Origin of the sequence: Deinococcus marmoris (assembly GCF_001949125.1) — a bacterium.
GTDB lineage: Bacteria > Deinococcota > Deinococci > Deinococcales > Deinococcaceae > Deinococcus > Deinococcus marmoris_A.
The window spans coordinates 35,897-46,198 of record NZ_MSTI01000151.1; the positions used below are offsets into that span (position 1 = coordinate 35,897).

At 62.2% G+C, this 10,302-nt stretch carries 11 protein-coding genes; 8 read left to right on the forward strand and 3 right to left on the reverse strand.

Annotation, left to right across the window (positions count from 1 at the left end; genetic code table 11):
• Positions 1–225 precede the first annotated feature (225 nt).
• The 3 genes from BOO71_RS21510 to BOO71_RS21520 form a co-directional block, all read right to left on the reverse strand.
• Positions 226–1,203, reverse strand: coding sequence for a magnesium transporter CorA family protein (locus tag BOO71_RS21510; protein WP_075835911.1), 978 nt, complete (start codon positions 1,201–1,203; stop codon positions 226–228).
• A gap of 358 nt (positions 1,204–1,561) precedes the next feature.
• Complete coding sequence (locus BOO71_RS21515; protein ID WP_075835933.1) at positions 1,562–2,161, reverse strand: NADPH-dependent FMN reductase; 600 nt, start codon at positions 2,159–2,161, stop codon at positions 1,562–1,564.
• Positions 2,162–2,535: 374 nt separating this feature from the next.
• On the reverse strand, positions 2,536–3,192 hold the full coding sequence (locus BOO71_RS21520) for a TetR/AcrR family transcriptional regulator (RefSeq protein WP_083653721.1): 657 nt from the start codon (positions 3,190–3,192) through the stop codon (positions 2,536–2,538).
• A 286-nt stretch (positions 3,193–3,478) separates the two neighbouring features.
• On the opposite strand from BOO71_RS21520, the gene BOO71_RS21525 reads away from it, so the two are divergent.
• The 8 genes from BOO71_RS21525 to BOO71_RS29110 form a co-directional block, all read left to right on the forward strand.
• Positions 3,479–4,213, forward strand: a complete 735-nt coding sequence (locus BOO71_RS21525) for an SDR family NAD(P)-dependent oxidoreductase (RefSeq protein WP_083653722.1) — start codon at positions 3,479–3,481, stop codon at positions 4,211–4,213.
• A gap of 125 nt (positions 4,214–4,338) precedes the next feature.
• A complete protein-coding gene (locus BOO71_RS21530) occupies positions 4,339–5,439 on the forward strand; it encodes an alkene reductase (RefSeq protein WP_075835915.1) in 1,101 nt (366 codons plus the stop codon).
• A gap of 41 nt (positions 5,440–5,480) precedes the next feature.
• The gene (locus BOO71_RS21535; RefSeq protein WP_075835917.1) at positions 5,481–6,086 is read left to right on the forward strand and encodes an isochorismatase family protein; all 606 of its coding nucleotides are present in this window, start codon (positions 5,481–5,483) and stop codon (positions 6,084–6,086) included.
• 192 nt (positions 6,087–6,278) lie between these two features.
• On the forward strand, positions 6,279–7,181 hold the full coding sequence (locus BOO71_RS21540) for an alpha/beta fold hydrolase (protein ID WP_075835919.1): 903 nt from the start codon (positions 6,279–6,281) through the stop codon (positions 7,179–7,181).
• A 47-nt stretch (positions 7,182–7,228) separates the two neighbouring features.
• Positions 7,229–7,765, forward strand: coding sequence for a cupin domain-containing protein (locus tag BOO71_RS21545; protein ID WP_075835921.1), 537 nt, complete (start codon positions 7,229–7,231; stop codon positions 7,763–7,765).
• A gap of 250 nt (positions 7,766–8,015) precedes the next feature.
• Positions 8,016–8,861: an SDR family oxidoreductase gene (locus BOO71_RS21550; protein ID WP_075835923.1), complete on the forward strand. Its 846-nt coding sequence runs from the start codon at positions 8,016–8,018 to the stop codon at positions 8,859–8,861.
• Between the two features lie 186 nt (positions 8,862–9,047).
• Positions 9,048–9,845: a DUF427 domain-containing protein gene (locus BOO71_RS21555; protein ID WP_075835925.1), complete on the forward strand. Its 798-nt coding sequence runs from the start codon at positions 9,048–9,050 to the stop codon at positions 9,843–9,845.
• Between the two features lie 285 nt (positions 9,846–10,130).
• Positions 10,131–10,302: helix-turn-helix domain-containing protein (locus BOO71_RS29110; protein ID WP_303046766.1), on the forward strand; the 172-nt coding region annotated here is incomplete at its 3' end.

Below are 10,302 nucleotides of genomic sequence, written 5' to 3' on the forward strand. Positions count from 1 at the left end.
CACTTGCGCTGGAGCCTGCTCCACAAAAGGAAGGTGGCCCAACCCAGCCCGAAAGAGATGAGGGGCCTCCACATCGACGGGTCAGTCTTGCGTGGAACTGGCACACCGCAGTGTAGCTGGAACAGGTTCTGGACCCGGCGCTCAGGAGCTGGGGACCGTAAAACCTGATTTTACAGAAGGTGTCGCGCGGCCCGCCATGGCCGGTTCACGGTCCTCAACTGTTCGTCAAACCCAGTGCCGCCGCCGGGCCAGCAGCAGCGCAGCAATGATCAGCAGCGCTGTCCCCAGCAGCATCCAGAAAAACCCCAGCGGACCAGATTTGAAGAAGTCCAGCGCAAAGTTGGTCCCCATGATTCCAGCCACCGCGCTGATGATCCCCAGCGCCACCGTCACAACCGTGAGGACCTGCACCCCGTCATTCGTCTGATGGCTGTTCCAGGCGGTATACAGGTCAAAGGAGCCCAGCACCACCTCGCGGGTGTTCTCTGCGGTATCGACGGCCCGTTCGAACAGGCTTTCCAGTGCGCCGAACTGCGGCTGATCGTCCTGTCCAGCCACCGTCCAGAATTCGGGCCGCGTGAGGCCAGAAAACACCTCGCGGTGGGGGATCAGGGTTCGCCGCAGGCGACCCACCCGGCGGCGCAACCTGACCAGTTCGCTCAAAAATGCTTTGTCGAGTGGGCGTTCGAGCACTGCGGCGTCCAGGTCATCTACCGCCTCTTCCAGATTCTCAAGCACCTGAAAATAATTCTCCAGATGCCAGCCCAGCAGGACAGCCAGAAGATCGGCGCTGGTCAGCGTGCCCGCATTTCCATCCCGGCGAACGCGTCCTGCGAGTTTGTCCAGAAAATGCAGTTTCTCGGCATGGACGGTGACCAGGTAGTTTTTTCCGGCAAGAAACACCAGTGGAATGGGCGTAAAATCCGGCACACCGCTTCGCTCCGTCGGTTCAACAGCCGTTACATTCACCTGAATAGAGTCCTTGAACTGATTGAGGTCTGGACGCTCCAGGGGTGCGCGGAGCGCTTGAAGGGAGTCTGGGTCCAGGTGAATGGCGCTGGCGACCTGTTCAAGCTCTTGCCCGTCACTGCTGACCACATCAATCCAGAGAAGCTGCTGCTCGCTTAACCTGGGAAGACTGCCCGCGAAATCGACAGGGTGGTCCTGACCTTCAACGTCATAGAGGTAAGCGCGAATCGTCATCGGGACTCCTGAACGTTCTCATTGGGCGTTAAGGCGGAGGGGACGGAAAAGGACGCCAGGAGAGGTTAGGGCGTCCAAAGGCGTCACCAGCGCACGCTATAGGGCGACGGATCGGGGCGGCGAATTGCGCGTGGTGAGAGAGGCATTCACCATTTAACCCGTGTCAAGAATCTCCTCTGAGACGCCCTGACCATTGAGTTAACCGCCGGGCAGCAGGAAGCTACCTGGCTGAACATTCATATCGGGCCACTTGAGGTGATCTGCGGCGACTCCGGTAGGTCAGGGGAACCATTCTGTGGACAAGGCGGTGGAGACATTCATCAGGCCCACTCCGCTGAACAGGGGTGGAACAGACGGATCAGCCAACTGAACTTGCCTTGCGCCGCATGTCCTGAAGGGCCGCCGCCCAGAGGTGCAGTTCATCGAGCATCGGCACCACGCTGGCCTGCACGATGTCGCTGGGCTGGAACTCGCCGTCATGCATCATGCTGCCCACGAAAGGAATGCTGACAGCGGCGGCGATGGGCATCATGTTCAGCGCCGCTAAAACCTGCCGGGTGTGCTGCGCTGCCCGCAGGCCCGCCGACACGCCGCCGTAACTCACAAACGCGGCAGGCTTGCGGTTCCATTCCATCACCAGGTAATCCAGAGCATTCTTGAGCGGGGCGCTGATGCCGTAGTTGTATTCCGGCTGCACGAACACGTAAGCGTCGGAGGCCGCGACGCGCGCGCTCCAATCTTTGGTGTGCTGATGCTCGTATTTTTGAAAGCGTGGGTGGTTCGACTCGTCGAAGAAGGGCAAATTGATCTCAGCCAGATCGGCCACCTCCACCTCAAACCCCTCGTACTGCCGAGCTTCGGCAGCCATCCACTCGCCAATCGGCTTGCCGACCCGCCCAGGCCGGGTACTGGCGATCACGATTTGCAGGCGCAACTGCTCTTTGCCACCGTCAATCATATCCACACCCCCAACAAGTCCTGCACCAGTTCGAAGTTCTCAACCAAATCGCGGCGACACCTTCGGGGTCCACCGTATCACCACTGCTTTCTCGCAGTCTGCGCCAGTCCAGCCTGGCGGTCAGCGGCGGGTGAAATCCCGCCTGGGGCGTTAGGCCAGCATCTGCCGAAGAAGAGCCCTCGGCGGCGCACTGAAGCGTGAGGCCGGGCCACTGCGGGTGCAGGTCGCGGCCCGCAGTGTGAAAGTCCATGCCGTGTCTGGTCCTGCGATGAGGTGGCACCCGAGAACGTCTTCCTGTTTTTGCTCTTGTCTTCCCCTCCCCCAAGCGGTCTTGGGGCGGCGCAGCGACAGTCCCATCTGACGAAATGGCGAAATCAGGACCGTTCCTTCCAGGCGTCTTCCAAATGCTGCCGGGTCACCTGCTCCCCGGTCAGGCGCGTTCTTGTCGGTCTCAACCCATCGATGAAGATCTGGGCGCAGCGCCGTGCCAGCGCCTCATGCTCTGGCAGGTTGCTCAGGGATTGCGCCAGCAAAGCGCCCGCAACGATGATATCTGTCGAGTTCACGTCCGTGCGGATACGGTCTCTGGCCTGACCGTCGCGCAACAATTCGTCCAGCACCGCGCTGATGGCGTGACGGGTCTGGAGATCGGCCTCAGAGGCGACGGCTGGTGCACCGTGCAGCGGCAACACCAGCACATCCCGGTGGCTGATGGTCCCCAACAGGAAGTTGAGGAGAGCCTGAACTGGGTCTCGTTCGGTCCGTTGACAGGTCAGGGCAAGGTCCAGCACCGCACGGTAGGCACGGCTGCTCAAGGCAGCGAGCAAGGCGGTGCGATCAGGAAAATGCCGGTATAGCGTCCCGATTCCCACGCCCGCATCCTGCGCGATCCTCTGCATACTCACCCTGGGCCCCTCCCCCAGAAAGGTGACGGCGGCGGAGTTAAGCAGTCGGTTGTAATTGCGAACCGCGTCCGCGCGCTGGGCCGGACGGTCTAATTGGGTCTGCTTTGCAGGCATATTCACCTTCATCTTTTCATTAGGATAAACCCTTGCATCGATAAACGGATGATACCATCCGCTTAGATTGATCCTTGCATCTCTCGGTCAGACTGTACTGAAGTTGCTTCCAACTGTTGGGAGGGATTTGCGACTTCGGTCCGCCCAAGCTAAACATTTCATCTCCGAGTGTGAGGCACTGGAGGCTCTTTTTGGACGCTCACCTGTAGCACCAGACAGTCAAAGGCTCCCCCGCTCCTATTCATCCGCTGAGCCGTCCCGTTTCACAGACCACCCTCGTTTTATCCAGGAGTGTTCCATGAACACAGACCGAGTTGTAGTCATGACAGGCGCGGCAGGCGGCATCGGTTCCGTATGGGTCAAGCGCTTCCTGGGCAACGGCGATACTGTGATCGACACCGAAGACGGGGCGCTGAGCAAGCTGCGTGACGGTCAGAGCGACCCCGCCAAACTCGTGACCGTTGCTACCGAGACCACCTCGGATTCTGACTGTGACCGGCTGGCCGAGGCGGCGCGCAGCCAGTTCGGACGGGTGGACGCACCAATCAACTGCGCGGGCTTCTTCCCTGTGGTGGCCTCCAAAGACATGACCGGGACGCAGTGGCGTCAGGTCATTGACACTAACCTGACCGGCACCTTCCTGATGACCCAAGCCATCCTGCCGCTGATGAAGGCCCGCGCCTGGGGCCGGACCGTCAACTTCGGCTCGGGGGCGGTGTTCGACGGCACCAAGCTCCAGTCGCACCACGTGGAGGCCAAGGCGGGCGTGGTCGGGTTTTCCCGTTCGCTGGCCCATGAGATCGGCGGCAACGGCATCACCGTCAATGTGATTACCCCAGGTCTGACCGGTATCAATGCCGTGCGTGACCACTTTCCAGAGGAGTTGCTGGCGGCGCAGCGGGCGGGGCGCGCCATCGCCCGTGACGAGGTTCCTGAGGACCTGGTGGGGCCGGTGTTCTTCCTGGCCTCGCCGGACGCGGACTTCAGCTCTGGACAGATCCTCAACGTCGATGGCGGCCACTTCATGGTTTGAGCCGAGCGCGGCTGGAATCAGCGCCCAGACCCAATCGTCCGTTCTTTATTCATCGCCCTCTCCAGCGAATCTGGCCTGAGAAATCCTGGCCGCCAGGTTGCGCTCCCCACTCAACGGAGTTACACATGTCCACCATTTTTGATTCCTTTGATCTGCACGGCCTGGCCCTGCCCAACCGCATGGTGATGTCCCCGATGACCCGCACCCGCGCCACCGAGGACGGCGTCCCCACCGATCTGATGCGCGAGTACTACACGCAGCGCGCCACGGCAGGCCTGATCATCACCGAATGCACCCAGGTCTCGGACCAGGGGCACGGCATCATCCGTGCGCCGGGGATGCAGCGGCAGGATCAGGTGGAGGGCTGGCGGCGCGTCACCGACTCGGTTCACGCGGCGGGCGGGCGCATTTACAACCAGCTGTGGCACTGCGGACGGGTCTCGCACCCGGGTATCCGGGGCGGCGAGTTGCCGGTTGGTCCGTCGGCCATCGCGGCCAGCGGCGATTTCTTCCTGCCCTCGGGCCGGGTCAGCTTCCCGGTGCCGCGCGCCCTGGAAACGGATGAGATTCCCGCCATCGTTGAGACCTTCGGGCAAGCGGCCCGGCGGGCCGGAGAGGCGGGCTTCGACGGCACCGAACTGCACGGGGCCAACGGCTACCTGCAAGACCAGTTCCTTCAGGACGGCAGCAACGCCCGCACCGATCGCTACGGCGGCTCCGTGGCGAACCGCGCCCGGCTGATGCTGGAAACCACCGAGGCCATGATCGGCGCGTGGTCGGCGGACCGGGTGGGGGTGCGCCTCTCGCCGTCGAGCTTGCTGTATGGGATGCATAGCAGCGACAGTCTGGAGACGTTCGGCTACGTGATCCGCGCCCTGAACGCCCTGGGGATCGGCTACCTGCATCTGTGCGAACCCAACGCCAAGACCCTGGAATCCGGAAAGATTCAGATCAAACACGTGGCCCAGACCTTCGGCCCGATGGTGGGTGTGCCGTTGATCGTCAACGGCGGCTTTGACGGGGCCAGGGCGAACGCGGCGCTGGAGGCAAAGCAGGCCGATCTGGTGTCCTTCGGCGTGCCGTACATCGCCAACCCCGATCTGGTCGAGCGCTACCGCGCGAACGCGCCGCTCAACACCCCTGATCCGGCCACGTTTTACGGCGAGGGTCCTCGGGGCTATACCGATTACCCGGCGCTCGCCCAGCAGACCGCCGCGACCCCTTGAAGACTCCGGTCACTCGCCTCTCACCGCAATGAGGAGTCGTCATGTCCAATATCGCCAACCTGTTCACCCCTGAAACCACCGCCCTGGTGTTGATCGATTATCAGGTCGGCACCCTGCAACTAATCCGCACCATGTCGTCTGACGAGGCGCTTCGCAACGCCGTCTTGCTGTCCAAGGCGGCCAAGGCCCTCAACCTGCCGGTGGTGCTGACCACCAGCCAGGAAGACCACATCCAGGGGCCTCTGGCTCCTCGGCTTCAGCACATCCTGCCAGAAGCCTACGAGCGCCGCGTCAAGCGGGCGGGCATCGTGAATGCCTGGACGGATCCGGCGTTCGAGGCGGCGGTTAAGGCCACGGGACGCCACAACCTGATCATGGGCGGCGTCACCACGGATATCTGCCTGATCTTTCCCAGCATCAACGCGGTGCAAAGCGGGTTCGCCGTGCAGGCGGTCCTCGATGCGTCGGGCTCAACCTACCCTGATCAGGAAGAGCTGTCGCGCCGCCGCATGGAGCGGGAAGGCGTCGTGCTGACCACCACCAACACTGTAATCGCCGAGTTGGTTCAGGACTGGAGCAGCCCAGCAGGCTCCGAACTGGTCAAACTTCTGACCAGTACTGCACCAATGATGCAGCCCGCCGATTAACGGTCTGCTGCACAAATTGGCGGCCTCATCCGTACAGACCGCCACCTGCGTCCATGCTGAGAAAGGAGAACGATGCCATCAGCCAGCTCAGGCCGCAACGAGCGAGGGCGCGACCCCAGACAGGGACTTGACCTGGCGGAATCTCAGCCGGTGGGCTGGCCACGCGGGGGCGCACCCGGAAAGGAGTTCAGTATGACGACACCAGCGGCACAGATTCCGGGCTTCCCCAGTCAAACGGCCACGGTGGACGGGGTGCGCCTGCACTACCGCCTGGGTGGAAATCCGAGCGGCGCGCCGGTGCTGCTGTGGCACGGCTTCCTGGGAACGTCTTACACCTGGCGCAAGGTGATGGCGCTGCTGGCCGAGGCCGGATACGCTGTGCTGGCCCCGGACATGCGCGGCTACGGCGACTCGGACAAGCCCGCTGAGACGGAGGGCTACGACGGACAGGCCCTGGCCGAGGAATTCCGCACCCTGGTGAAACAGCTTGGCTTTGGGGCCGGGCGTCCGCTGATCGTGGCGGCGCACGATATGGGCGCGCCGCCCGCCCTGCTGTGGGCCGCCGCGTACCCCGACGAGATTGCGGGTCTGCTGTACCTCGACGAACCGGTGATGCTCGCCGAGGTGTTGACGAAGTTGATCGCCTACACGCCCCAGATCGCGGGCAGCGGCGGGTTGTGGTGGTGGACGCTGGCGCTGGCCCCCGGTATCCCCGAACGCCTGATCGTGGGCAATGAGCGGGCGTTCCTGAGCTGGTTTTACGAGCATTCCAGCGCCACACCGGGAGCCATCGAGCCGCGAGCGGTGGACGAGTACCTGCGAACCTTCAGTGGGGCGCGGGGCGTGCTGGGGGCGCTGGGGGTCTACCGGGCCAGCTTCGTCACCCAGCAGCAGACTGCGCCGCTGAGCCGCCAGAAAGTTCAGGTTCCGGTGGTGGCCTTGGGCGGTGAGAAAGGTCTGGGTGGTCAGGTGCGCGAGATGGTGGAGCGCGTTGCCACGCAGGTCACCGGTGAGGTGCTGCCCGGCTGCGGCCACTTCATTCCCGAGGAGCGCCCGGAGGAGGTGGTGCGGTATGTCCAGAACTTGACGACCTGACCGCCGCCCCCGTCCGTTGCCCATTCACCCCATTCAGGAGGCCCGTCATGACCAAGCCCGACAGCAGTTCCACGATTCCCGACGACGACCTGAGCCGCTCGCTCACCGTCGCCAAACCCGAGACCGATCAGGGCCTGACGCACCTGGCCATTGTGGGCGATACCTACACCATCCTGGTTTCAGGCCAGGAAACTGGTGGCAAATACACCATGATCGATATGCTGATCCCGCCGGGCGGCGGTCCCGGCCCCCATCGCCACGACTTCGAGGAGATGTTCAGTATTCTGGAAGGCGAGGTTGAGCTGACCTTTCGGGGGCAGACCAGTGTGGCCAGAGCGGGCGAAACCGTCAACATCCCGGCCAACGCCCCACACGTCTTTACCAACAAGACCGACGCCCAGGTGCGGCTGCTGTGCGTGTGTGCGCCGTCTGGCCAGGAGGAATTTTTTGAGGCGATCGGTACGCCAGTGGCAACCCGCACGACGCCCGCGCCCGAAATGAGCGAGGCCGAGAAAGCGGCGTTCAAGAAGAAATCTGCTGAACTCGCACCCAAGTACCGTACCGAACTGCTCAAGCACGCCTAGCACTTCAGGTGAAGCGTTCGTCAAATGGCTGTGGAAGAGTGCCGCAGCCATCCTGACACCTTCTCAGGCAGAACGCAGAAGGGGCGTCCTCGCGGGGAGCCGCTCGCGACGACACGCCCGCGCGGGATCTATCCGCTCCCCCCGGGCTGTGCTGCACTGGCTGCTCTATCAAGCCAGGCAAGTTTGATCAGTCATCAAAATCTCGCAATCTCTACCAGAACGGCTTCAAAGCGTATTCCAGGAGTTCTTTATGATTCTCGTCACTTCGGCCAGTGGCCACGTCGGTACCGCTGTTGTTTCTGCTTTGCTCAAGGCCAAACGCTCGGTTCGCGCCTTTGTCCACAGCGAGAAGGATCGCGGCAAGCTTGAAACCCTCGGCGCTGCCGACATCGTGGTGGGCGACTTGCTGAACCCCGATCAGCTCGGCGCGGCTTTTGAGGGCGTGACCCAGGTGTTTCATATCGGGCCGCCCGAACATCCCCGCGAACTCGCCATCGGTCAGGCCATGATCGATCTGGCCAGCGAACATCAGGTGGGGCAGTTTGTCTTTTTCTCGGTGTTGCAGCCCTACCTCTCCAGTTTGCGCCACCACTGGAACAAACTGCTGGTGCAGGAGTACCTGGTGGATTCTGGGGTGCCGTATACCGTCTTGAACCCCACCATGTTCATGTCGCCGCCGCAGCAGGCCGTCCAGAGCGGAAAGATGGCCCTGCCCTGGTCGCCGGATCAGCCGATGTCGGTGGTGGATTTGCAGGATGTGGCCGAGGTGGCCGTGAAGGTGCTGGGCGAGGACACCCACCTGCGGGCCGCTTACGATCTGGTGGGTGATCAGCCGCTCAGTCAGCGGGAGATGGCCGGGATCATTGGCAAAGTGGCAGGCAAAACCATCGAGGTGCAGCAGCTCCCCTTTGCGTCCGTGACCGCCAGGATGCCGCGCAGCACTCCGCTGGAGGCCTACGGGTCGGATTCGCTGGAACGGATGTTCCTCTACTACTCGCGGCATGGACTCACCGGCAGCCCGAATGTGCTGGGCTGGGTCTTGGGCCGCCCACCCACCAGCTACGAAGCCTTTGTCCGAAGGAGCCTGGGACGCTGAAGCGCGGTCAGACTGTCCGGGAAACCCCTGATGCTCAGCAGGACCCGCCTTATCCACTGACCCTTTGGCGGAGACGTTCGTAAATCCAACTCACGGTTTGTTCCTGACGGTCCAGCGGATTGTCGTCGAGAAGAGGCGCGATGATCGCGGGAACCTACCCCTTCACCTCACTTTTGGAGACTGAACATGGCACTAACTCTGGGAACTGGCCCCTTCAGCGAGCAGCCGTCTGGACACTTCGACGTTGATCCACCGGTCAGGCCGCTCCTCTTCTGGGAATCCTTTCCAAAACGCTTCCGGGTCGTTTCCGGCGGCGAGACGATTGTCGACAGCCGCAACGTGGTCGCCCTGCACGAGACTGGGCAGATGATGCGCCTGTGTGCGCCGTGGTCAGACGTTCGGCGCGACCTGCTCACGCCTGGGGCGAGTTCGCAGGGGGCAAGGATAGGCCCGCTTCGCTCATGGTCCCTGAACACCGCCCACAGCGGGACTGACGCCGTCGCCCAATCCATCGATGCACCCCCGCCAGCGGCGGCCCCGCTTCAAGATCTCGTCTTTTTTGACTTGAAGAAGGTGGACGCCTGGTACCTCGAAGATGACCTTGGCTACGCCCACCCGCGTGATCCTTACCAGCGCGTCGATGTCCAGCGAACGTCCCGTCATGTGCTGGTTCGTGTGGGGGACACGCAGATCGCGGAGACGTTGGCCCCGGCAATGCTCTTTGAAACATCGCTGGCACCGCGCTTTTATCTGCCGCCAGACGCCGTCCGGCCAGGGTTCCTGGTCAAGAGCGAGACGGTATCGGAGTGTCCCTACAAGGGCGACGGGCAACACTGGCATGTGGTGGTTGATGGTCAGCGGATTGCCGACGCCGCCTGGAGCCTGACCACGCCTCTGGGCGACGCGTTGATGATCCCGCACTGGTTTAGTTTTTATCCCGAAAAGCTTACCGTCGAGGTTGACGGTGAACAACTGCACAGTTGACTTGAAGAGATTGGCGCTGTGAGTCTGCAAACACTCTGAATGGTCAGCCAGCACTTCTGAACCACTTCCTCTTTGGTCCTCTTTCAAGGTCCAATTCTAGAGGTTTTGTATGTCCAACACACCCGGCGCTCCCGCTTCACGGCCTGTTCTCACCATTAGACCTCTTGCGAAAGTCGTGCGCTAGGGTAGGGGATGGTTGGCACGCTAAAATATCACCAGGCCCTGAAGCTAAATCGCACGAGTTTTCGCCGTCGCACTGGTGTGTACCCCGAAACATTTCTAGAGATGGAGACCGTGTTGCAAGAACGCCATGCCAACAAAGTCAAATCTGGACGGCCACCTGCACTCTCTTTGGGAGCGCAACTCCTGATGACGCTGGAGTTCTGGCGCGAGTACCGCACGTTGTTTCACATCGGCCAGGACTGGGGTGTCCATGAGGCCACGGTTCAGCGAACCG

Coding starts and splice junctions, on each gene's coding strand:
- BOO71_RS21510 (WP_075835911.1), bottom strand. CDS start 1,203: ATGACGATTCGCGCTTACCTCTATGACGTTGAAGGTCAGGACCACCCT.
- BOO71_RS21550 (WP_075835923.1), top strand. CDS start 8,016: ATGATTCTCGTCACTTCGGCCAGTGGCCACGTCGGTACCGCTGTTGTT.
- BOO71_RS21520 (WP_083653721.1), bottom strand. CDS start 3,192: ATGAAGGTGAATATGCCTGCAAAGCAGACCCAATTAGACCGTCCGGCC.
- BOO71_RS21555 (WP_075835925.1), top strand. CDS start 9,048: ATGGCACTAACTCTGGGAACTGGCCCCTTCAGCGAGCAGCCGTCTGGA.
- BOO71_RS21515 (WP_075835933.1), bottom strand. CDS start 2,161: ATGATTGACGGTGGCAAAGAGCAGTTGCGCCTGCAAATCGTGATCGCC.
- BOO71_RS21545 (WP_075835921.1), top strand. CDS start 7,229: ATGACCAAGCCCGACAGCAGTTCCACGATTCCCGACGACGACCTGAGC.
- BOO71_RS21540 (WP_075835919.1), top strand. CDS start 6,279: ATGACGACACCAGCGGCACAGATTCCGGGCTTCCCCAGTCAAACGGCC.
- BOO71_RS21530 (WP_075835915.1), top strand. CDS start 4,339: ATGTCCACCATTTTTGATTCCTTTGATCTGCACGGCCTGGCCCTGCCC.
- BOO71_RS21535 (WP_075835917.1), top strand. CDS start 5,481: ATGTCCAATATCGCCAACCTGTTCACCCCTGAAACCACCGCCCTGGTG.
- BOO71_RS21525 (WP_083653722.1), top strand. CDS start 3,479: ATGAACACAGACCGAGTTGTAGTCATGACAGGCGCGGCAGGCGGCATC.